Annotated in this window: 11 protein-coding genes and 1 tRNA gene; 8 read left to right on the top strand and 4 right to left on the bottom strand. The window is 53.9% G+C overall.

Annotated features, from left to right (window positions below):
• Positions 1 to 176: 176 nt before the first annotated feature.
• Positions 177 to 905: a bifunctional 2-polyprenyl-6-hydroxyphenol methylase/3-demethylubiquinol 3-O-methyltransferase UbiG gene (ubiG, locus tag SYMBAF_RS07575; RefSeq protein ID WP_040265630.1), complete on the bottom strand. Its 729-nt coding sequence runs from the start codon at positions 903 to 905 to the stop codon at positions 177 to 179.
• A gap of 203 nt (positions 906 to 1,108) precedes the next feature.
• Here ubiG and gyrA point away from each other — a divergent pair, with 203 nt between their 5' ends.
• On the top strand, positions 1,109 to 3,736 hold the full coding sequence (gyrA, locus tag SYMBAF_RS07570; RefSeq protein WP_040265632.1) for a DNA topoisomerase (ATP-hydrolyzing) subunit A: 2,628 nt from the start codon (positions 1,109 to 1,111) through the stop codon (positions 3,734 to 3,736).
• A 167-nt stretch (positions 3,737 to 3,903) separates the two neighbouring features.
• Entirely contained in the window at positions 3,904 to 6,801 is a 2,898-nt protein-coding gene (gene rcsC / locus SYMBAF_RS07565; RefSeq protein WP_052447811.1) for a two-component system sensor histidine kinase RcsC, read from the top strand.
• 23 nt (positions 6,802 to 6,824) lie between these two features.
• Here the strand turns inward: rcsC and rcsB are convergent, their stop codons facing one another.
• Genes rcsB through SYMBAF_RS07550 form a run of 3 tightly spaced genes read right to left on the bottom strand, consistent with a single transcriptional unit; the run spans position 6,825 to position 10,498 of the window.
• Positions 6,825 to 7,475 (bottom strand): response regulator transcription factor RcsB, encoded by a 651-nt coding sequence (rcsB, locus tag SYMBAF_RS07560; protein WP_006708199.1) that lies wholly within the window; start codon positions 7,473 to 7,475, stop codon positions 6,825 to 6,827.
• Positions 7,468 to 10,167: a phosphotransferase RcsD gene (gene rcsD, locus SYMBAF_RS07555; protein WP_040265633.1), complete on the bottom strand. Its 2,700-nt coding sequence runs from the start codon at positions 10,165 to 10,167 to the stop codon at positions 7,468 to 7,470. The genes rcsB and rcsD overlap by 8 nt, the downstream gene beginning before the upstream one ends.
• A 22-nt stretch (positions 10,168 to 10,189) precedes the next feature.
• Complete coding sequence (locus tag SYMBAF_RS07550; RefSeq protein WP_040265635.1) at positions 10,190 to 10,498, bottom strand: hypothetical protein; 309 nt, start codon at positions 10,496 to 10,498, stop codon at positions 10,190 to 10,192.
• Positions 10,499 to 11,167: 669 nt separating this feature from the next.
• Between SYMBAF_RS07550 and SYMBAF_RS07545 the strand changes: the two genes are divergently transcribed.
• The 6 genes from SYMBAF_RS07545 to SYMBAF_RS07520 all read left to right on the top strand — a co-directional run bounded on the left by SYMBAF_RS07545 (position 11,168) and on the right by SYMBAF_RS07520 (position 25,068).
• Positions 11,168 to 12,562: a PepSY-associated TM helix domain-containing protein gene (locus SYMBAF_RS07545; RefSeq protein WP_040265637.1), complete on the top strand. Its 1,395-nt coding sequence runs from the start codon at positions 11,168 to 11,170 to the stop codon at positions 12,560 to 12,562.
• 150 nt (positions 12,563 to 12,712) lie between these two features.
• Positions 12,713 to 12,800: transfer RNA gene (locus SYMBAF_RS07540), tRNA-Ser, on the top strand.
• A 473-nt stretch (positions 12,801 to 13,273) separates the two neighbouring features.
• Complete coding sequence (locus SYMBAF_RS07535; RefSeq protein WP_237162960.1) at positions 13,274 to 14,914, top strand: ShlB/FhaC/HecB family hemolysin secretion/activation protein; 1,641 nt, start codon at positions 13,274 to 13,276, stop codon at positions 14,912 to 14,914.
• Between the two features lie 10 nt (positions 14,915 to 14,924).
• Positions 14,925 to 15,479: a toxin-activating lysine-acyltransferase gene (locus SYMBAF_RS07530; RefSeq protein WP_040265639.1), complete on the top strand. Its 555-nt coding sequence runs from the start codon at positions 14,925 to 14,927 to the stop codon at positions 15,477 to 15,479.
• Entirely contained in the window at positions 15,476 to 24,724 is a 9,249-nt protein-coding gene (locus SYMBAF_RS07525; protein WP_052447813.1) for a hemagglutinin repeat-containing protein, read from the top strand. Before SYMBAF_RS07530 ends, SYMBAF_RS07525 begins: the two co-directional genes overlap by 4 nt.
• Positions 24,721 to 25,068, top strand: a complete 348-nt coding sequence (locus SYMBAF_RS07520; RefSeq protein WP_040265641.1) for an immunity 8 family protein — start codon at positions 24,721 to 24,723, stop codon at positions 25,066 to 25,068. Before SYMBAF_RS07525 ends, SYMBAF_RS07520 begins: the two co-directional genes overlap by 4 nt.
• The last annotated feature ends 31 nt before the right edge of the window (positions 25,069 to 25,099 follow it).

Here is a 25,099-nt window from a genome sequence, read left to right as displayed (position 1 = left end):
CTTTGGGTTGTGAGCGCGCGCTGTGGCTGGGGCGACAAGTTTGTCAATATCGGGATATTATTTTTCTTTAAAACCCAAATATCTGGTCGTTTGCCGTTTTATTAAACGTTAGAGAAAACGCCATTTGAGCCAGGATGCGCCAAACCCCAGAAAAACAGAGCCGGCGCTTGGGATGATTAACCTTCGTGCTGCATATGAACCATGTAATTTACATCAACATTGCGGCCAAGTTTGAAATGATCGGTGAGTGGATTGTAATGCAGGCCGATCATGTGTTTTTCGCGCAGTGGCGTGCCGTCAACCCAGCCGATCAGTTCGGAAGGGCGGATGAACTTCTTATGGTCGTGGGTGCCCTGCGGCACCATTTTCAGGATATATTCCGCACCGATCACCGCCAGCAGCCAGGCTTTGGCATTGCGATTGATGGTAGAGAAAAACACATGCCCCCCCGGTTTCACCAGACGAGCGCAGGCATACACCACCGAGGCCGGATCAGGTACGTGCTCGAGCATTTCCATGCAAGTAACCACATCGTACTGCTGTGTATTGGCTTGGGCATGGCTTTCCACCGTTTCCTGCACGTAAGTCACACTCACACCGCTTTCCAATGCGTGCAGACGGGCGACTTGCAGTGGTTCTGCCCCCATATCCAGGCCTGTCACCTGCGCGCCTTCGTGTGCCATGCTTTCCGCCAAAATGCCACCGCCGCAGCCAACATCAAGCACCTTTTTGCCAAAAATGCCATCGGCGTGCTGCATGATGTAGTTCAGGCGTAATGGGTTGATACGGTGCAGAGGCTTGAATTCGCCTGCCAGATCCCACCAGTGGGCGGCCACGGCCTCGAACTTGGCGATTTCCTGGTGATCGACATTTTGTTGCGCACGGTGGGATGATTCTGCATTCATGGGCGTGTCTGGCTCCTGGTTTTCATTGCACGGATTATACATGTTCCGGCGCAACGCCGATGCGTTTTTACTGCACTACAGATGTACGACTCGCGCGAAATGGCAGCGTTATTTTCCCGTAAAGCGTGCTTTATGGTATAATTTTACACCTTTGCCACTATGGCAGTGGGCAGATGAATCATTAGTAGAGGGATAGCAGCTCCATGAGCGACCTTGCCAGAGAAATCACACCGGTAAACATTGAAGACGAGTTAAAAAACTCGTATCTGGACTACGCGATGTCCGTTATCGTCGGACGTGCCCTGCCAGATGTCCGTGATGGACTAAAGCCGGTTCACCGCCGCGTGCTGTACGCGATGAATGTATTGGGTAACGACTGGAATAAACCCTACAAAAAATCGGCTCGTGTCGTTGGGGACGTGATCGGTAAATATCACCCACACGGTGACACCGCTGTTTATGACACCATTGTGCGTATGGCTCAGCCATTTTCGCTGCGCTATATGCTGGTGGATGGTCAGGGTAACTTTGGTTCCGTTGACGGCGACTCCGCTGCGGCGATGCGTTATACCGAAGTGCGTATGTCCAAGATTGCTCACGAACTGCTGGCGGATCTGGAAAAAGAAACGGTGGACTTCGTGCCTAACTACGATGGCACCGAGCAGATCCCGGCCGTTATGCCGGCAAAGATCCCGAATCTATTGATTAATGGTGCCTCGGGCATTGCTGTGGGTATGGCCACCAATATTCCACCGCATAACCTGTCAGAAGTTATCAATGGCTGCCTGGCCTATATCGATGATGAAAACATCAGTATAGAAGGCTTGATGGCACACATCCCAGGGCCGGACTTCCCGACTGCGGCGATCATCAACGGTCGCCGTGGCATTGAAGAAGCCTACCGTACTGGGCGCGGTAAAATCTACCTGCGCGCGCGCGCAGAGGTGGAAAGCGATGCCAAAACCGGACGCGAAACTATCATCGTTCACGAGATCCCCTATCAGGTGAACAAGGCGCGTTTGATTGAAAAGATCGCCGAGTTGGTGAAAGAAAAACGCGTAGAAGGTATCAGTGCACTGCGTGACGAATCCGACAAAGACGGCATGCGTATCGTGATCGAAGTTAAACGCGACGCGGTGGGTGAAGTGGTGCTGAACAACCTGTATGCGCTAACCCAGTTGCAGGTGACTTTTGGTATCAACATGGTGGCGTTGCATCAGGGGCAGCCGAAATTGCTGAACCTGAAAGACATTCTGCTGTCCTTTGTTCGTCATCGCCGTGAAGTGGTGACACGCCGTACCATTTTCGAACTGCGTAAAGCCCGCGAACGCGCTCATATCTTGGAAGCGCTGGCTATCGCGCTGGCTAACATCGATCCGATCATTGAGCTGATCCGTCGTGTACCAACCCCTGCGGAAGCCAAAGTTGCGCTAGTGGCTCAGGCTTGGGAACTGGGCAACGTGCGTGCGATGCTAGAACGTGCCGGTGATGATGCCGCTCGCCCAGAGTGGTTGGAGCCGGAATTCGGCATCCGTGATGGCAAGTATTATCTGACTGAGCAACAGGCTCAGGCGATTTTGGATCTGCGGCTGCAAAAATTGACCGGCTTAGAGCATGAGAAGCTGCTGGACGAATATAAAGAGTTGCTGAACGTTATCGCTGGGCTGATTTTTATTCTGGAAAACCCGGATCGTCTGATGGACGTGATCCGCGAAGAGTTGGTGGCGGTCAAAGAGCAGTACAGCGATAGCCGTCGCACCGAAATCACCGCCAATACGTCAGACATCAACATTGAAGACCTGATCAATCAGGAAGATGTAGTGGTGACACTGTCGCATCAGGGCTATGTGAAGTATCAGCCGCTGTCTGATTATGAAGCCCAACGCCGTGGCGGCAAAGGCCGCTCTGCCGCCCGCATCAAGGAAGAAGATTTTATTGATCGTCTGTTGGTGGCCAACACCCATGATACCATCCTGTGCTTCTCCAGCCGTGGCCGTCTGTACTGGATGAAGGTATACCAACTGCCTGAAGCCAGTCGTGCTGCACGCGGTCGTCCAATCGTCAACCTGCTGCCGCTGGAAGCCAATGAGCGTATTACCGCTATCTTGCCGGTGCGTGAGTATGAAGAAGGACGCCATGTATTTATGGCGACGGCCAGTGGCACGGTGAAGAAAACTGCATTGACCGAGTTCAGCCGTCCGCGCAGCGCCGGTATTATTGCCGTTAATCTCAATGAGGGCGACGAACTGATTGGTGTCGATCTGACTGACGGTAGCAACGAAGTGATGCTGTTTTCCGCCAGTGGTAAAGTGGTGCGCTTCCCTGAAACGCAGGTGCGTTCTATGGGGCGTACCGCCACTGGTGTGCGCGGTATCAACCTGGGGGTAGGCGACAGCGTTATCTCGCTGATCGTGCCGCGTGGTGCAGGCGATATCTTGACTGTGACCCAAAATGGCTTTGGCAAACGCACCGCAATTACCGAATACCCGACTAAGTCGCGCGCCACTCAGGGGGTTATCTCCATCAAAGTGAGTGAGCGCAATGGTCAGGTAGTCGGTGCCGTACAAGTAGAAACCACTGACCAGATCATGATGATCACTGATGCCGGTACCTTGGTGCGCACCAGGGTGTCGGAGGTCAGCGTGGTGGGTCGTAATACCCAAGGTGTCACACTGATCCGCACTGCTGAAGACGAGAATGTTGTCGGCCTCCAGCGCGTGGCTGAACCCGTGGAAGACGAAGAGCTGGACAGCTTGGAGCCGGGTGCAGAAGAGACGGGAGAAGAGGCGACACCGCTGGATGATGGCGATGACACCGATACCACAGACTAAGTGGGATGATGAGTACGTCTAAGTGGTGAAACACCATTGCTACAAAAGGGCCTAGCGGTGATGCTAGGCCCTTTTTGGGTTACATGGTTTAATTACTAGGCTAATAAACCGCAGACTAAAGCTTTGTTGATCGCGTGCGCCGACGTTTACTTTTATATGGTATCAGATTGAAATATTTAGCTTCTTTCCGAACTGCGCTGAGGATATCCCGCTATCTTTTCAGGATGCTGGCGATTATGCTGTGGTCGTTGGGGGCGCTGCTCACCACCTTATATATTCTGAATATCCTGCATCAAAAAGAATCAGATATCCGCATGGAATACAACTCGGAGTTTGAGCAGGCTCAGGGCTATATCCGTCACTCTGCCGATATTATCCGCGACATCAAGTACATGGCGGAAAATCGCCTCAATGGTTTGGTCAGCAGTCAGGACATATTCACTAGCCTCATTCCTGGCAAAGGTCAGCCGCCGCAATTTTTCCCGCTGTCCCCAGGATCCAATTGTACGCTGAATCCCCCCTATCGTAGATCGCTTGAGTCACTGAGCCGATTAATCCAGTCTTGGAAAGAGAACTTTGTCGCGGCCTATGATCTTAACCGGGTATTTTTTATTGCTGGTAATGGCCTGTGCATGGTGGAACTGGGCGGCGGTAACGACGTGGGCAACCATGATAACGTGCTGAAATCTCTGCACGAACGTACCTTGAGCCACTACAATGCCATGAGTCAGGGCAAAGACAATAATCTGTACTGGGTAAGCCCCAGCCAACAGCGGCCAGATATTGGTTATCTGTATATGCTGACGCCAATTTATATTGGCAATAAGCTGGAGGCACAGATGGGTATTGAGCAGACCATAAGGTTGGAGGATTTTGTCACCACGGGTAACCTGCCGATCAGCATTACCCTACTGGACGAGAACAATGAACCGATACTGCGCCTGGCAGACGGCGAGCGTTCTGCCACATCGCTCAAGAGCTACCCCGATGCCCCTGCCTACTTCGGCTATGCTGATAACTACCGTGACCTGATTATGAAGAGGATGCTACCGCCATCCTCACTCAGCATTGTTTATGCGCTGCCGGTGGAGATCGTGGCGGAGCGTTTCAACACACTGATCATCAATGCAGTGCAGTTAAACCTGCTGTCAGCTTTGGTACTGTTTTCGCTGGCCTGGCTGTTTGAACGCAAAATGTTCTTGCCAGCGGAAGACAACGCTTTCCGGCTGGAAGAGCATGAGCAGTTCAACCGCAAAATTGTTGCGTCGGCCCCAGTAGGTATCTGTATCCTACGCATCAGCGATGGCACTAATATTTTGAGCAATGAACTGGCACACAATTATATCAATCTGCTAACGCACGAAGACCGCGAGCGCATTATGCGCATCATCTGCGCGCAGCAGGTAAACTTTGTCAATGTGATGTCCAGTAATAAAAATAATTTGCAAATCAGCTTTGTGCATTCGCGCTACCGCAATGAGGATGTGGCGATCTGTGTACTGGTGGATGTCAGCGCCCGCGTCAAAATGGAAAAGTCGCTGCAAGAGATGGCGGCGGCGGCGGAGCAGGCCAGCCAGTCTAAATCGATGTTCCTGGCCACGGTGAGCCATGAACTACGCACGCCGCTATACGGTATTATCGGCAACCTTGATCTGTTGCAAACCAAGACGTTGCCACAAAGTGTTGACCGCTTAGTCACTGCGATGAACAATTCTTCTGGGCTGTTACTGCAGATCATCAGCGATATCCTTGATTTCTCCAAAATCGAATCCGAGCAGTTGAAAATTGAACCGCGAGAGTTTTCCTGCCTGGAGGTCATCACCCATATCGCTGGCAACTATTTGCCGCTGGTGGTGAAAAAACGTCTGGGATTGTACTGCTTTATCACACAGAACGTGCCGGAACGCATCTGCGCTGATCCGATGCGGTTACAGCAGGTGCTGTCCAACCTACTCAATAATGCCATCAAATTTACCGATACTGGCTGTATCATCTTGCAGGTTTGCACCTACGACAGCTACCTGGAGTTCAGCGTGCGCGATACCGGTATCGGCATTCCAGAGAAGGAAATTCCCCGTCTATTCGATCCGTTCTTCCAGGTCGGCACCGGCGTTCAGCGCCACTTCCAGGGTACCGGACTGGGGCTTGCTATCTGTGAGAAGCTGATCAACTTGATGGATGGCGATATCGCCGTTATATCTGAACCGGGGTTGGGCAGCCTGTTCACTATCCGCATCCCCCTCTTCAACATCCAATTCCCGATCCCGCAGGCCAGCGACATTTGGCAGGGTAAAACGTTGTGGTTAAATATCCGCAACCAGCGGTTGGAAAGCTTTTTGATGGAAATCCTGGACGGTTACGGTGCTAGGGTGCTACGCCATGAAGGGCAGCAGGTCGCAACAAGCGACGTGATGATAAGCGACCATCCAATAATGGTTGATACTCCGTTGCTGGCACAGTTCCAGTTTTCGACCTCACACATTGGCCCCCCGCTGGAAACCCGCTTAGGTTATTGGATATACAGCACCTCAACCCCGCGTGAAATTCTGGCGCGGCTCAACCAACTGTTTGGCGTTGGCGAACAAGGCAGCAGTATGCCGATACCATTGCCCGTGCCTGCTAAGGCTAACATATCAAACAATGGCGATATTCATTTGCTGGTGATCGATGATCATCCTATCAACCGTCAGTTGCTATCCGACCAGATCAGTTCACTGGGTTATCAGGTAGTCACTGCCAATGATGGTGTCGATGCGCTTGGCGTAATGAATCACCATAGCGTTGATATCGTGCTGACCGATGTCAATATGCCGAATATGGACGGCTACCGGTTGACACAGCACCTGAGGCAGTTGAACGTTACCTTGCCGGTGATAGGTGTCACAGCAAATGCGCTGGCGGAAGAGAAACAACGCTGTATTAAGGCGGGAATGGATAACTGTCTGCCGAAGCCAATATCGCTAAAAATGCTGGAACAGACGTTGGCCTATTACAGCCAGCAGGTGCGGCAAATCCCGTTCCGAGACCTGAAAAGCAAAAGGCCCGGAGGGAGGCGTGCTTTTTAAAGAGCATGTGAATACCAGCACGATCATTCTCTGTCCAGCGGCGTCATGCTTATGGAAGACAGGTAGTTGAGTAAGGCGATGTCGTTCTCTACGCCCAGTTTCATCATCGCCGATTTCTTCTGGCTGCTGATAGTCTTGATACTGCGGTTGAGTTTCTTGGCGATCTCGGTGACCAGAAAGCCCTCGGCGAACAGGCGAAGTACTTCGCTTTCTTTTGGCGAAAGACGTTTGTCGCCATAGCCGTTGGCGCTGATTTTTTCCAGTAGTTTGGTTACGCTTTCTGGCGTGAACTTCTTACCATTCTGCAAGGCGGCCAGCGCTTTAGGTAGATCGGTCGGCGCGCCCTGTTTCAGTACGATGCCAGCGATGTCTAGATCCAACACTGTGCTTAAGATGGCAGGGTTGTTGTTCATGGTGAGTACAATAATCGACAACTGCGGATAGTGACGTTTGATGTACTTAATCAGGGTGATGCCATCGCCATATTTGTCACCCGGCATAGAAAGATCGGTGATCAGTACGTTGGCGTCCAGCATGGACAAACTGTTGATCAGTGCTGTTGAGTCTTCAAATTCCCCAACCACATTCACCCATTCAATTTGCTCAAGTGACTTTCGGATGCCAAACAGCACGATAGGATGGTCATCAGCAATAATTACGTTCAGGTCATTCATGTTGTTGGCTACCTTGCTCCAGCAGTCTGCTGACGAAAAAATCAATCTGACTGATGTTATTCCCGATATTGCGTGTATCACCATCAGTGATGTGCTGCTCTAATGATTCACACAGTTGCTTGCCGGGAAGCAGATTTAACATGGCAAACACGCCCTTCAGGCGGTGTACGGTTTGCGACAGCGCATGCAAATTACTGCTGCCTGCCTCAGTATACAGTTTTTTGACATCGTCGGGTACTGTCTCGACAAATAGGTCATGGTAATTGCTTGATTTCAATTGTTTTTCATAGGGTTGGGTATCTTCGATGTTCAACGTGAACGGGTTTTTCTCTTGTTCCGGAACGGCCATTTGCTGTTCGAGCAGCATCAGCACGGCGTCTAGCATTGCACCACTCAAGTTATAGTTTACTCGGATGTAACGTTTTCCTAGTTGTTGCCAGCCCATTTCATCGCCAGCCAACAACAGCGTGTCATCATCTGTCCGCTGTGGGTTATCGGTCAGTAGTAAGTCATAATCGCAGTTGATCTGGCGATCTTCGTCGACCAGGCAATCGGCACCGTAAGCTTGCAGTTGCTCAGTCACAATACCGCGCACCTCTTTCGAGGTGATGTCCAGCAGGGCGGTGACACCATCAAGCAGTTTCTCCTGCTTTTCCGCCGCTTTTTTCTCCATTTCCATGGCGATGCGAATGGTATGGCGGGTACCGATATCCACTTTGCTACAGATATTCAACTGACCATTGAGCTTTTTACACAGTTGGTTGCACAGGAAGAAGGTGAGACCGGAACCATGATTAAAACGATCCACCTGCGTTTGGCTGAGGAAAGGATAGCTAAGGTTACTGATCTCCTCATCGGAGATGCCAGAGCCGGTATCATTGATGTGGAATATCAACCGATCCGCATGGCCTGGCTCATGATCGATCACCAGTGAAACCTTGCCGTAGGCAGTAGTGGTGATGGCGTAATTCACTAACAACGAGATGACCTTGCGTAGCGCACTGGCATCGCTTATGTAACGTTGATCGACATCCAGATGGAAATGGTTAAACAGCGCCAGCCCTTTTTGATTGATCGCTGGCAAGGCTTCCAGCAGCAACTCATCAATCATTGCTACCGGGGCGAATGACTGGTGTGAAGGTTGCCAGTCTTGGGTTTCCAACTGGGTGAGCAGGGTGATGTTTTCAATCAGTTCTAACACCGAGGAGGAACTCGCCGCCAGCTGGTTCAGCAGCGTCTGCTGCTTTCTATCCGGTTGGTTGCGCAGGCGCTCGGCTAGACCATGTATTAGGCGTAGCGGCTCGTTCAGCTCAATGCCCAAATTATGCAGCATCAGCTTGCGTGCCCGGATATTTTTATCGTATTCGCGCCGTGCCTGCTGCAACCATTTGTTGACCATTATTTCTCTATTCTGATCGTTTAGCAGAAACAGATAGGATTCGGGTGATAGCTGGCTACGGAAGATACAGATCTCGTACATCTCATTATTCACCGTTGCCTGTATCATACTGTGATGCTGCTCGGCCATATGGGCGATTTTATTCAGATTGAGATGTGGCAGCAGATGTTCGCCAATTTTATTGCTGACGATCACCCTATTGCTAGCGAAGTTGTACACCAGCAGGCCGCAAGGGAGACTGGTGATGATCTCCTGATTCAATGCGCGTTCGGCCTCTAGCTCAACGGCCATGCTCTCGCTTGGGGGGATGTATTGGCGGCGGATAAAATAAATGCTCATCATCGACAGCACCAACAATAGGAGATTGATAATGATCAACCAGATATTGTTGCGCAGCAGATCGCAAGCCAGATTGAGTGCTGAAACGCGGTAAACCATCTTCAACGGTGTATTGGGAAGTGATGCGCTGAATTCTACCCAGTTGCCAGCCATTGTCACATAGGCGTTGAGCGCGTTTCCCGCAGGTATCGCGCTGTCATCTAAATCGATATTGCTTGGTTCCAACAGGAAGCTTGAGAGCGCCATATTGGCTGGGATAATATCGTTGATTGGCAGAACGAAGGCGATCACTGTGGCCAGATGCCCCGGTTGGTTAAAGGTGGTGAGCATGGAGAAGAAGTAAACATTGCGGAAGTGTTGCTTACGCAAACCCAAGAAACTTTCGCGTTCGTTGAGCATATTGGCCTGTTGCAGCATTTCTGCACGGTGCTCTTCCACCGAGGTGGCCAGATAGCTTTCCTGTAAACGTGAGGCTAGCTCTCTCAACGGCTGGGTGGTGATAAGGCTGAGACTGTTATCTTGGCCGTTGAGATAATACATGGCGTAATTTTCGGTCTTGGCGCCCCAGCGGGTATCCAGATAGTCCGAGATATTGGCGACCATCGCCAGCGTGTTGTCGTCATGGCTACCGAAGATCACCGCATCAGTTTTCTTGTGCATTTTTTCAACGTAGTAGACATTTGGTCGCAGCCGGGTCTCCTGCAAGCTGGGATCGATACTCAGCGAGGGAACATTGCTGAACTTGTCGTAGATCTGATAGGTAATATAGTGATAACTATTGATGCGTTTTTGCAGCGCGTTAGTGATGTTGGTCAGCGCATATTTTTTTTCCACCAGCCAGGCGTTAGTGTAGTTATAACCGTATAGACCGATGCCAATCGTCAGCAACACAATAAACAGCCAGAAGCTACGGGTAATATTACTTGAACTGATAGTCAGTTGTTTGTTTTGCATAGTTGACTGCGTGCTCCTGAAATCAGCGGATGACTGCTCTGTTGCTGTCGGTGACTGCCAGCAACAGCGTCACAATGCAGGTAAAGCTACCGCCAGATTGGATAAAGCCGATTAACGCTGGACTGGCCCGCAGAACCACTGAGCGGCAGTCCCACTTGCCGGTCGGTGGCATTCCCAGCATAGACCCCACACCGATGCACAGCAGCAAACCCAGAGAAGTATTGCCAATGCCGATGTGTATCTTGTCAAATGGCACCATCAGTGTCCAGACGGCGACATAAAAGCCAGATGTGTGGCTATCTGATGAGGAGCGCGAGTATTCGCTGTTCATTGCACCAGGTGGATGTCATGTGGATGCCAGGATCAAGGGTGAAAACGCCCGCAAAAAAATCATGAACTATCTTTATCACAATCTGTGATCCGGGTAGAAAAAATTCGCGTTATCATCGTGCTGCTCTGGTGAACTCGATATAACCTGTACAATAAGAAAATAGGAAATTAAAATAAGAAACCGTGCTAATAAAAGCTGATTTTTCTGGGGCACTCTGTTTATTTTAAACGAGAGCACTCCTGCCTTAATAAATAAAGCGTAAAAACTAGCTGATTAATGGGAATAAATAGCCTCTCGGTAGTACTCACGTTTGATAGAAGCCTAGCGTGGTTCTGGCCTATGCCCCATTAACGTCTGGTGAATGGTAGCGGAAATTCTGCCAAACAGCCTTGATATATCATTGTTTTTTTAAAATTTTATGGTTATGGTCAGGGGGTAAAGGCGCAATGCAAACCATCAGCATCGCGAATAGCCCCAGGTTGGTATACGCCTATGTGTCGTTGATAATTTCACCGTAGGCGGTTCTCGTGGGCTAAAAGAGTGAAACCCAATGTGGCTATATTGTAACATTAATGAGAAATAATACGAAAAAATAATAAAACTATTTGTTAATTGGAGTTGGTTCGGGTAAATTTCGCTGCCATCTTCTATTAATATGAGCAATGCATGATGCCAGAGCATATTTCTACGTTATCAGTGGCTGCCAAAAATAGTAAACAGCGAGTGACAACCGGCAGTTGGTTTATTCCGTTGGTGAAGCGTATTCATTTTTATATCGGTTTATTTGTCGGCCCATTTCTGCTGTTGGCGGCGCTGAGCGGAATTTTATATGCACTGACGCCGCAAATCGAATCGCACCTATACGCACGCCAGTTGTATAACGACAGCAGAGGAACGGTGTTACCGTTGCAACGGCAGGTTAGTGCAGCCCAAGCGTTCGCCCCGTCGCACGCCGTGCTTTCCGCCGTGCGGCCCTCTCCCGTCGACGGCGAAAATACCCGGGTGTTATTCGATGTTGCCGGTTTGCAGCCAGCGGAAAGGCTGGCGGTGTTTGTTGATCCGGTGACGGCGCAGTTGCAGGGTACGCTGATCGTCTATGGCACCAGCGGCGTATTGCCGTTGCGTACTTGGTTGGATCAATTTCATCGAAGCCTATTACTGGGAGATTTGGGACGTAATTACAGCGAGCTTGCGGCCTCCTGGCTGTGGGTTACTGCGCTGGGGGGCTTGATCCTATGGGGCGCACGGCAACGTCGGCAGGCGAAAGCTTCTGGGAAAGGGCTGCGTAGGCTGCATGAAAAATTCGGTGTGCTGCTGCTGATAGGGCTATTGTTTTTCTCCGTTACGGGACTGACTTGGTCGCAATGGGCAGGGGGGAACATCAGCATGCTACGTCAACAATTCGGCTGGGCGACGCCATCCCTATCAACCGTACTGGGGAAAGAGCCTGTTGATGAACATGCTGAACATTGTGGGCATGAAATGCACCCGCCAATATCGTTGGCTCCGATCAACGGTGCAGACTATGACCGCGCATTAGCCGCTGCGCGCTTGGCAGGTATCAAGGCAGCGAAAATTGAAATCAAACAGCCAACTCCTGGAAGAGCCTGGGCGGTGATGGAAATCGATCGCAGTTGGCCGACGCAGGTCGATGCCGTCGCCCTCGATCCTGTGAGCATGGCTGTGGTCGAACGGGTCAGCTTTGCACAATATCCGTTAGCGGCGAAGTTGACGCGCTGGGGCATCGATTTGCATATGGGAGTTTTGTTCGGTCTGGCCAATGAACTGGTGCTGGTGATGTTTGCCGCCGGGCTGGCGGCGATGGTGGTGACCGGGTACGTGATGTGGTGGCGCACCCGGCCGACACGGGTGGTGCGTCAACCCCAGCGATCCCCGCTAATGCTATTACGCAAAACGCCTATCGTCCCGTTACTGCTGATCGTGAGTTTGACACTGCTGCTAGGGTTTTGCCTGCCGGTGATGGGCATCAGCCTGCTGATTTTTTTACTGTGTGACCTGATACGTTATCAGCTAACAAAAGGGAAAAAACGCATCGAGAGATAAAGTGAGATTGATCAAAAAGCCCTTTTGGTCACGTTGGCGGCTTTTTCACCCCTGGTAGCCTGAAGTTTAAGCAAATGCACTTTTAGCTGTGTTTTTTTGCATGAAGACGGTAGACATTTCATAACGGTATCGTTAGTATTTGCGCCCATTGGAAGGATGGCCGAGTGGTTTAAGGCAACGGTCTTGAAAACCGTCGAGTGTAACAGCTCCCAGAGTTCGAATCTCTGTCCTTCCGCCAGACTCTGACCCCAAGTTTATGACAAGCTTGGGGTTTTTAGTATGCCATGGAATGTTAGCTACCGTTACCCTGGTTTGCCTAGGGCTAGGCACGTATTCAAAAACTGTTTGCCACTCTGTGAGTTCCACGGGTGAGTAGCGGAAAATCTGTTCTCTGCCCTCCTACTGCTTATGGAGTGAACGTGAGCAATATTACTGAATTTGATGATCAATCGGTTCATTGTTCTCCGACTGCTCACAGCAAGATGCTGGTTTGAGTGCGCGATGCAATCAACCGGGATAATGCCAAATCTGCTTACAAATGAGGTATGAAAACCTGGGGGATGTCGTTGCAAACCCGCGATCTTGTGGATAGTATCTGCATAAATTTATATAAGTAAGCGTTAAGCGTTTTCTAACAAGGATTGTTTGATGCTCTTTCCCCATTTAGCTTGCCATCTGTTCCGCTATCGTGCCTGTGTCATTCCCCTACCGATGTTGCTGATGGTTTCCCCATTGGCGTTTGCCGCTACCAGTAGCAGTGAACAACTGATCCTGCAACAACAACGCCAGCGTGCCTTGGAGCAACAGCTCTTGCCCCCTATGCCCGATGTACGTCTGTTGCCCCCGGCTTCCCGGTTGGGCCGCTTGGCATTCCCGCAGGAAAAACCTTGTTTCAACATCGACCAGGTGCGCCTGAGTGGCCAGGATGCCCTGCCACGCTGGCTACCACTGCAACGCATCGCCAATCAGGCACAGGGCCATTGCCTGGGGGGTAAAGGCATCAACCTGCTGATGAGCACCCTACAGAACCGCCTGGTGGATCACGGTTATATCACCACCCGCGTGTTGGCCCCGCAGCAGGATCTAACCAGCGGCACGCTGCAACTGAAAATCCTGCCCGGTTATGTGCACCAAGTGAAACTGACGCCAAACAGTGGCCACTACATCAGCCTGTTTAACGCCTTTCCGCCCCGCGCCGGTAACCTGCTGGATTTACGGGATATCGAACAGGGGCTGGAGTCCCTGCAACGCCTGCCCACCGTGCAGGCCAAGATGGACATCGTCCCCGGTGAACAACCGGGTGAAAGCGACATCCTGCTGCATTGGCAGCAGGCCAAAATCTGGCGGTTGGGTGTCTCGCTGGACGACTTCGGCTCAAAAAGCACCGGGCGTTATCAGGGGGCATTGACCCTATCGCTGGATAACCCATTATCGCTCAGTGATCTGTTCTACATTTCCGGCACCCGTGCGCTGCAACCCGGTAATGACAAAGGCAGCAAAAACGTCACCGCCCACTATTCGGTGCCGTTCTGCTACGCGATGCTGTCGGTCACTGTCAGTGATGTTGATTATCACCAGACCGTGGCCGGGGTGAGTGGGGATTACCGTTACCACGGTGACAGCCAGAATCTGACGGTACAACTGGGCCATGTACTGCACCGTAACGGTACCCAGAAAACCAGCTTTAGCTACGATATCCTGATACGTAGGTCGAAGAATTATATCAATGACACTGAAATAGAAGTGCAGCGCCGCCGCACAGTGGGTTGGCGTATAGGCTTGCAACACCGCCACTTTATTCAACAGGCGACGTTGGACGCCGGGATCAGTTACCAGCGTGGCACCCGCTGGTTCGGTACGCTCCCCGCGCCGGAAGAGTCCTACGGCGCAGCGACCGCGCTGAGCAAGATTATCCAGCTCTCCAGCCAGTTGAACGTGCCGTTTGCGCTGGGTAAACAGACATTCCGTTACAACCTGAACTATCAGCGCCAGATGAGCTACACCCCGCTGACGCCGCAGGATCAGTTTGCCATCGGGGGACGCTTTACGGTGCGGGGTTTTGATGGCGAACACACCTTGAACGCCAACGGCGGCTGGACGGTGCGTAATGAGCTGGCCTGGACGACGCCAGTGCCGAATCAGGAACTGTATCTGGGGGCTGACTATGGGCATGTCAGCGGGTATGGTACCGATAACTTGGTCGGAACCCACCTGGCCGGTAGCGTAATCGGTGTACGTGGCAGCGCCTTCAGCAGCCGCTACGACCTGTTTGCCGGTGTGCCGCTCTCAAAGCCTGACGGTTTCAAGACCAGCCCGGTGACGCTGGGTTTCAACCTGAACTGGAATTTCTGAGGCACCGACGATGCAGATAGGGACTTATGATGTGCATGCCCCGCTGATATTGGGCGGCGACCGCAGTGAAGCCGAAGTATTGGGGGCCGCCGTGTGGTTGTGGATGCATTCATCCCAGCATCGGGATTTCCCGCTGTATACATTGCCCACGGTGCTGCTGCCGATTATCAAGCACCAGCACTATATGTTGGTCAGTCGTGATGCTAACCCCCTATTTTTTATAAGCTGGATGTGGTTGAACGACCAGGCTGAACAGCGCTATCTCACCAGCGCAGAGGTGCAAATACGGGAAGGCGACTGGGCAAGCGGTAACCGTTTATGGATCCGGGACTGTATCGCTCCGTTTGGTGAAATACGCGCCATGAGTCGCCTGGTCACCGAAACGCTGTTCCCCGAACACTGTTTTCGTTCCCTTTATCACCGTGGAGCACAACGCGGTAAACGCGTGATGAATTTCAAAGGTGACCAGGTCAGCCACCAACAAGCCCGCGCCTGGCGTATGGCCCACCCATTATCTGTTTCTCTTCCCGAATACCCGCAAGACCGGTCAAGGATGTTACCGTGAACAAGAATCTCTATCGCATCGTTTTTAATACCGCCCGTGGCATGCTGATGGTGGTGCCCGATATCGCCGGGGCTGGCCGCGCGGGGGCCGCGTCATCGCCCTCCGGTAGCGGCCACACCCTCAGCCAGGTGATCGGTAAAGTTCATGGCGTGTGCTTTGCGTTGCTGCTGGCCCTCGGGGCCATCCAGTCGGTGCAGGCGGGGATCGTTGCCGATGGTAGTGCGCCGGGCAACCAGCAGCCGACCATTATCAGCAGTGCCAATGGCACGCCGCAGGTCAATATCCAGACGCCCAGTGCAGAGGGAGTTTCCCGCAACGTCTACAGCCAGTTCGACGTTGAGGCCAAAGGTGTGGTGCTCAACAACAGTGCCCTCAATTCCCAGACCCAGATCGCCGGGATGATCACCGCCAATCCCTGGTTGGCGAAGGGTGAAGCCAAAGTGATCCTCAATGAGGTTAACGCCCGCGATCCAAGCCAGCTAAACGGCTTTATCGAAGTGGCCGGCCAGAAAGCTCAGGTGGTGATCGCCAACCCGGCAGGTATCACCTGTAGCGGCTGCGGTTTTATCAACGCCAACCGCGCCACCCTGACCACCGGCCAGGCGCAGATGCTGAACGGCCAACTGACGGGTTACAACGTCGAACGCGGCGAGATTGTGGTGCAAGGCAACGGGCTGGACAGCAGCCTGCAAGATCACACCGACCTGATCGCCCGCTCGGTCAGAATCAATGCTGGGGTGTGGGCCAATGACCTGGCAGTAACCACCGGACGCAACAGCGTGGATGCCGCACATCAGTCGGTCAGCGCTAAAACCACCGACGGCAGCCCCCGCCCGTATGTCGCTGTGGATGTGTCCCAACTGGGCGGAATGTATGCCAATAAAATCCTGCTGCGCGGCACCGAGACTGGGGTGGGCGTGCACAACGCTGGGGTGCTCAATGCCATCGCCGGTGATGTGGTGGTCAACGCTGACGGTACCCTCACCAACAGCGGAGCGATGACGGCCTCTCAGACAATCCAGGTGACGACCACCGGGGATATCAATAACAGCGGTAAACTGTACGCTGGAACAGATACCCAGGTTCAGAGCCGTGGCGCACTGACCAACAGCGGGATCATCGCGGCAGCGCAAAACACCACGCTGACTTCTGCCACCCTCAACAGCACTGCACAAGGAGTGCTGGCGGCAGGCATGGCCAGTGATGGCAAACTTGGCACCAGTGGCAATCTGACGCTGAACAGCCAGGGGCAGCTCACCGCCAATGGCCAGAACTCGGCGGCGGGCCATCTGTCGGCCAGCGGCACGGCGCTGGATTTCAGCGGCAGCCAGACCTATGGCAACAATATCGATCTTCAGGCCACGGTAAGCGATATTCGCACCGCCAGGGCCAATCTGGCAGCGACCCAGACACTCGCTGCGCGTACTGGCGGGATGCTCAATAACGACGGCGGCAAACTCAGTGCTGACCAGCTTTCACTGACCGCCAAAGCACTGTCCAACCAGCAGGGCACGGTGCAGCAGCTTGGCCAGCAAGACCTGATGCTAAGCCACGCCGGGGGTATCAACAACCGAGCGGGTACGATTGCCAGCAATAGCAAAAACCTGACGCTCATTACCGCCAACCTCAACAACCAGCAGGGCACCATTGTGCATGCTGGTGACGGTACGCTGGTCATCCAGGCAGCACAGATGAACGGTGATAAGGGTGCGGTACTGTCCAACGGCAGTCTGGCGCTCAGCGGTACCCGGTTGCAACTGGATAACACCACCACCCAGGCGGGAAATATTACCCTCAACGCCGGTAGCCTGTCGCACCGGGACGGGCAGATGACCCAGACCGGCAGTGGCACGCTGAACCTGAACGTCACCGACCTGTTCGACAATCTGCATGGGAAAATCTTCTCCAACGGGGCGTTATCGCTGACTGCCGGAACACTCAATAACCAGCAGGGCCAACTGATTGCCGCCGATAAACACGATCTGACGCTGACGCTTAACGGTGCGCTGAACAACCGGGACGGCCTGATTGCCGCCGATGGCCGTTTGACCTCGCTCAGCGGAGCGGTGGATAACACCGGTGGGCTGATGCAGGGCGGTTCCACGTTGAGTCTCGACAGTCGCGGTGCCGAAGTGCTGAACCGCAACAGCGGCGCACAGGGCGGTATGGTTAGCGCAGGTGATATACAGCTTTTGACCGGGAACCTCGACAATAGCCATGGTCAGATTGCGGCCAACACCCTGAATGCCCAAACCGGCACTATCAATAATGCCGCAGGCAAGATCGTGGCAGATAACGGACTGATGCTCAGTAGCGGCGCCCTCAACAACCAGGCAGGCAGCGTGCAGTCCGGCGCAGCGCTGACACTGAACACCCACAGCCAGACGATAGACAACTCAGCCAGTGGATTGATTGGGGCAACAGGGGCGCTGTCGCTCTCCAGTGGCGCGCTGGATAACCGGCGGGGCAAGCTGGTCGGTAGCGGTAACACCGCGTTACACACCGGGTTACTGGATAACCGTGGCGGTCAACTAGCCTCTCTCAGTAACCTGTCACTGCTGAACACCGGCCTGCTCAACGATGATGGGGGCCTGCTGCAAAGTGCCGCTGATTTGCTGATCGATACCCAGGGTGGGAAACTCAGTAACGCCCACAGTGGCGACCAAGGCAAGATCACCAGCCAGGGCAATCTGACGCTGAAAACCGGCGCATGGGATAACCAGCAGGGGGTGCTTATCAGCAACCAGCAACTAACGCTCATTGCTGGGGCAGTCGATAATCGGGAAGGCCAGATTGTGGCGCTCGGCAGTATCCATGCCGTGACGCAGGCGCTGAATAACGCCTGGGGGACGTTGCAGTCCGGCCAGACGCTACAGTGGAATACCCAGGGTTATGCACTCGATAACCAGAACGGCACCCTGAGTGCGCAGCGTGACCTGTCGCTGGCCACCGCCGATGTGAACAACCAGCAGGGGCTGCTGGCTTCCGGCGGGGCGATGTCACTTAATACCACCGTGTTCGATAACAGTCAGCAAGGCAACCTGTTCAGCAAAGGCACATTGGATCTCACCGCCAGCCAAATCAACAGCCAGCAGGGGCAGCTCCAGGCGCTGGGCAATATGACGCTTAACGCCGCCCAGGCGGTGATCGATAACAGGGCCGGGCGGATCCAGGGGGCGCTGAATGTCACCCTGAACGCCGCCACCATCCTAAACCAGAATACCCTCGGCGCACAAAGTGGTATCCAGGGCGGCAGCCTGATGCTGAATGCGGTGGATGTCGATAACAACCGGGGTGCGCTGCGCGTCGATGATGCGCTAATGCTCAATCTCAGCGGTAATCTGAACAACACCTCAGGACTGTTGAGTGCGCAGAACCGCCTGCAAACCCAGGCTCAGCAGGTCATCAACAGCGCCGGTGCCATGGAAGCGGGTCAGCAACTGACTCTCAACAGCGGTACTCTGACCGGGGATGGTTCGCTGCTGTCGCTGGGGGACATGTCGCTCACCCTGACACAGGACTTCTTCAACACCGGGTCAGTCCAGGCGAACCATGACCTGAGCTTGACCACCCAGGGCAATCTGCGCAACCAATCACTGATCCAGGCAGGCAATCAACTGGATCTGACGGCCACTAATCTGCTCAACAGTGCCACTGCTGAAATCAGCGCGGGTACCACGCAGGTAACGGCAACCCAGACCCTGACCAACTACGGCCTGATTGACGGTTTTTATACCCGGATTAACGGGGCTACCGTCAGCAATATCGGCAGTGGTCGCATTTACGGCGATGCGCTGGCGATAGGGGCTGGGACGCTGAACAACCTGGCGGAAAACGGCCAAGCCGCCACCATCGCTGCCCGACAACGGCTGGATCTCGGTGTCGGTACCTTGAATAACCGTGACCATGCGCTGGTTTTCAGCAATGGGGCGTTGGCGATTGGCGGTACCCTAAATGGCGATTATCAGGCCATCGGCCAGGGCGGTGTGCTCAACAACCACAGTGCGACTTTCGAGTCCGCCGGGGATATGGCGCTCAACATCGGGAAAATCAACAATATTAATGATCATTTCTCGGTGGAAAAAAACGTACTGGTTTCCCAGGAGCACATTTCCGAATACGAAGTGGCATACCTCAATAATGGCGTGCGCTATAGCGACAAAGACTACCGCATCTACATCTACCAGTCTGAAGTTAACATTCTGTGTATTGAAGGGGTGATCTGCGGCACCAGCGACGCTGATGGTTTTACCCATTACGACTATCTGCGCACCATCACCGAAGATCGCGTCAAAGAGAGCGACCCGGGCAAAATCATTGCCGGGGGCAATCTTGGCATCAATGCCAACAGCGTACTTAATGACAAGAGCCAGATTATCGCGGGCGGGTCACTGGCGTTGCAGGCCGGGTCGCTGGATAACGTTGAGGTGGCAGCCAACCGTCAGATCAGCGACGTGGGTAATGCCATCAACTATTGGCGTGAACACCATAAAGGTGCGGATGAAGGCAAATCGGACACAACCGATTACCAGCCACCGACGGTGATCCAGGGGATCACTCTGAAGCTGAGTTCACTGCTGGAATACACTCAAGGACAAGGTAGCAATCGGGTGATCGAGGGTCAGCGGAAGGCCGAGATCAATGGTGATATCCAAGGCGCGGATCCTCTGACGAACGGATCGATTGCCGGGCCGGTCGCGGGCAATCTGCTGCCAGTCGTGCCGGGGGCCATTACCCTGCCTGCGGGTAAAACCTTCGAGGTGAGCCTTGGGGGTTCGGGCAAGGTGGTGCGCCTGGTCGGGCCGAACACTCACCTGCCAGACAACAGCCTGTTCCAGACCCATCCGCAAAGCAGCCACTACCTGGTGGAAACCGATCCGCGCTTCACCAACCAGAAACAGTGGCTGGGTTCGGATTACATGATGCAGGCTCTTACCACCGACCCGGACAACGTACTGAAACGGCTGGGGGATGGTTATTACGAACAACGACTGATCCGTGAGCAAGTGATCGCCCTGACGGGCAGTCGCTACCTGGCCGGTTTCCAGAGTGACGAAGAACAGTACAAGGCCCTGATGAACAGCGGGGTGGAATTCGGCAAGAAATACAACCTAACCCTGGGTGTGGCGCTCACTGCCGAACAGATGGCGCTGCTCAGTGGCGATATCGTCTGGCTGGTGGCCAAAACGGTGACGCTGCCGGACGGCAGCACCCAACAGGTGCTGGTGCCACAGGTGTATGCCACCGTCAAGGCGGGTGACCTGGACGGCAGCGGTGCGCTGTTGGCAGGGAAAAATGTCGGTTTGAAGTTGAGCGGCGATCTGACCAACAGCGGGCGCATCAACGGCCAGCAGAGTACGCAGATCCTGGCGGAGAACATCAATAACCTGGGCGGGTTGATCCAGGGTAACGATGTGGCCCTGAAAGCGCGTACCGATATCAATAATGTTGGTGGAGTTATCGCCGGTCAACAGAGCCTGGCGGCCACCGCCGGGCGGGATATCAACGCCACCACCACCACCCGCAGTGCCGAGAGCGCCGGGGGCGATTTTGCGCGTAACACGCTGGATCGCGTCGCCGGGCTGTATGTGCAGAAAGCAGACGGCACGCTGGCGTTGCAAGCCGGGCGGGATGTGAATCTGACGGCGGCGCAGGTGGTCAACAGCGGTGAAGGCGGCAGCACTACCCTTGCCGCCAGGCGCGATCTGAACCTAAATACCGTTACCACTGGCAGCAAGGACAACCTCAACTGGGGTGACAACTGGCAGCACCATGCCAGTAGCCAGCAGCTCGGCAGTGAAGTTGTCGGCGCGGGTAACGTGCAACTGGGCGCTGGACACGACGTGAATATCACCGCTGGCAAGCTCTCTGCTGGGCAACAGCTTGGGGTGTTAGCAGGTAACGATACCAACATTCAGCATGGCAATGACACCGCCACACTGGATCAGCACTACAAAGCTACTGGCAGCAGCGGCCTGCTTTCCAAAACGACCACCGAATCACGGGATACCCTTAGCCAGCAAACCGCCACGAGCAGCCAGTTGAGTGGCGACAGTGTAAAAATGCAGGCCGGACACGACCTGACGCTGAGTGGCAGCAGCGTGGTCGCCACCCAGGATGTCACCCTGAGCGCAGGCAACAACTTGAATCTGCAAGCCGCCCGCGAACAGCGTGAAGAAACTCACCAGCTACAGGAGAAAAAAAGCGGCTTGTCCGGCACTGGTGGTATAGGCTTTAGTTATGGTACCAGCAGTGTCAAAACCACTGACGACGGTAAATCTCAGAGCAGCATCGGCAGCACGGTGGGCAGCACCCAGGGTAATGTCACCCTGAATGCGGGTAATAAGCTGGCGGTGCAAGGATCGGAGGTGCTGGCAGCCAAAGATATCAACCTGACTGGCAAGGAAGTGGCTATCCTGGCGGCCGAGAACCCGAGTATCCAGAAACATCTGGTGGAACAGAAACAGAGTGGGCTGACACTGGCGCTGTCCGGCACAGTGGGCAGCGCGGTGAATGCGGCGGTCTCCAGCGCTCACCAGGCCAGCAAAGAAAGCAGTGGTCGCCTGGCGGCGTTGCAGGGGATGAAGTCGGCACTGAGCGGGGTACAGGCTGTTCAGGCGAATCAACTGCGCGAAGCTGGGGATGAAAAAACCAGCGTGATAGGGCTAAACCTGTCGTATGGTAGTCAGTCGTCGAAATCTGAGCAGAGCACCACCCAGTCACAGAGCCAGAGCAGCCGCCTGACGGCGGGCAACAATCTCAACATTCACGCAACCGGCACCGATATCAACGTCCAGGGCAGCCAGTTACAGGCCGGGAAGGATATCAACCTGAATGCGGCGCGGGACGTCAACCTGCATTCTGCCCAGAACACCCAGACGGTGGACGGCAAGAACGAAAGCCACGGCGGTTCCGTGGGTGTGGGCGTGAACTTCGGCCAGGGCAAAAATGGCCTGACGCTGAATGCCAGCGTCAACAAGGAGCAGGGCAGTGAAAGTGGCAACATCTTGGTGCATAGCGAGAGCACGGTGAACGCTGGTAACCACCTGCACCTCACCAGTGGGCGTGACACCACCCTGACGGGTGCGCAGGTGAGCGGCGACAAAGTGACGATGAATGTCGGCCACAACCTGACATTGACCAGCGAGCGCGATAGCGACAACTACGACTCGAAACAGCAGAATGTAAGCGCGGGCGGTAGCATCGGTTTTGGTTCGGCCAGTGGTTCGCTCAATCTGAGCCGTGACAAAATGCACAGCACCTACGGCAGCGTGCAGGAACAGACAGGGGTGTTTGCCGGCAAAGGCGGGTTTGATATCACTGTAGGTAAGCATAGCCAGTTGAACGGTGCGGTGATCGGCTCGACGGCCAGTGCGGATAAGAATAAGCTCAATACTGGCACCTTGGGCTTCAGCCAAATCGAGAACCAGGCTGATTACCAGGTGGAGCACCAGGGCGTGGGTATCAGCTCGGGCGGTAGCGTTGGCGGGCAGCTTGCAGGGAACATGGCGAACGGGGTGCTGACCGGGGTGAACGGCAACGGCAGCGCCAGCTCGACCACACAATCGGCGGTGAGTGAAGGTAAGATTACCATTCGCGACAAAGACAAGCAGGTTCAGCATGTAGAAGCGCTGAGCCGGGATGTAGAGCATGCGAATCCGGGGCTGGAAAAAATCTTTGATAAGGAGCGTGAGCAGAACCGGCTGCGTGAAGCGCAGTTGATAGGGGAAATCGGCAGCCAGGCGATAGATATTGCGGCGACGCAAGGCAAGCTCCTGGCCACAAAGGCGGGTAAAGCGGAACTGGAGGCGAAAGGCATCAAGGCCCCGGGCAAGGAGGCGACAGCAGAAGAGCGAGCGGCATATGACAAGTTACTCACCCGTTCTTCCGCCTACAAAGCCACGCAAGCGCAATGGGGTACAGGTAGCGCGATCCAGCAAGGCGTTCAGGCGGCGACGGCAGCGATCCAGGGGCTGGCAGGGGGTAATCTGGCCCAGGCGCTGAGTGGTGCCGTAGCGCCATACCTGGCAGAGCAGATCCATAAACTGGCCCCGAACGAAGCCAGCCGAGCGATGGCCCACGCGGTAGTGGGTGCGGTCACCGCTTATGCCAGTGGCAACAATGCAGCGGCAGGGGCTGCGGGTGCCGTCAGTGGCGAACTGATGGCACAGCTTGTCATGAAGCAGTTGTATCCAGGGCGTGACGTCAGCGATCTGAACGAAAGCGAGAGAAAGACGATCAGTATGCTGGGAACGCTGGCGGCAGGGCTTGCCGGGGGCGTGACGGGTAACAGCACCAGCGATGTATTAGCCGGTGCACAGGCAGGTAAGAATGCGGTGGAGAATAACTATCTGAGCCAGAAACAGCAGGCCCAGAAGGATAAAGAAATCGCTGACTGCCAGACCGTGGCCTGTAAAGCCGGTGCGCAGGCGAAATGGACGGCGATAGACCTGGGGCAGGACGGCAGTTTTGCGGCGGGGATGGTGGCCGGGGTGCCGGCAGGGCTGTATGACGCTGTGGACAGCATCGTGAAAACGGCCAGCAGCCCGCAGGAAACCTATGACGCCCTGAAATCGCTGTTTAACAGCGGAGATGTGCTCGGTAACGTATCGGATGCGGTGAAGCAGTCCTACATTGACCGCATCAATCGGATGGAAACGGAGTATCAGAAAGCCGGAGCCAGCGGCTCATTTAATGCGGGCGTTGAAGGCGGTAAGCTGGTAACGGATATCGCTGGGCTGCTGGCTGGCGGTGCCGGGGTGGTTAAAGGTGGCGCGGTACTGACTGAGAAGGTTGTTGCTAAGGTTGCGGGTAAAGCTGAATCAGCGGCCGCAAATACCGGTAAAGTGACCAGCGGTGCGGAGAATGCAGCGACTTATCCGAAGCTGAAAGACGAACTGGTACAGCAGAATCTGAATAATATTGCGAAGCAGGATCCGAGGCTGGCCGCAGTAGTTCAGGGTGACAATGGCAAACTGAATTATGGTGTCGGTTCAGGTTCGGTATCAGAAGCTGATCATCTTGGTAAGATTTGGGTTGGTGATGGGGCAATACCTACAACTGATGGAAAAGGGTTGGTTAGTGTTGATGGTTTAAGGGTATACCGTTACCCTGATGCAAAACCAAATGCTCCAGTACATTTAAACCCAACGGGTACGCAAGCCAACTTTGAAACATACAAAATAAATCCAGCCACCGGAGAGCGGGTGCGCGTTGGTAATGGCCATATGAGTATTAATAAATGAAAGCAGAATTAAAAACATTGGGAAATGATTTATGCGATCTGGATGTCTATTTTCCAGAAGAAATTGATAATTTTATTATGTCATTAACTCTGACAATAGGCCCTGTGAATGAAACAGGAAGCAATTATTTTTATATAAGGGTCTGCACCCCGGAATGGCTCTGTAAGCACCACTGGCTGCCGGAACTGATGCGGCATACGCTTCTGGTACGTAAATATGATCTGGATGAAATCACCAAAACCATCACCGATTATATCGATCAGTGCGAAGGTAACGACTGGATGGAGATAGCGCAAAAGCTCTCCCGCGTCTTTGCCTGGGAATATGAAGATTACCAGCCGTAAATGAAAAATCCCGGCCATCGCGCCTAATGCT

Origin of the sequence: Serratia symbiotica (genome assembly GCF_000821185.2) — a bacterium.
Taxonomy (GTDB): Bacteria; Pseudomonadota; Gammaproteobacteria; order Enterobacterales; family Enterobacteriaceae; genus Serratia; species Serratia symbiotica.
Note: the sequence above shows the minus strand (reverse complement) of the source record. Positions and strands in the feature narration are given on the sequence as shown.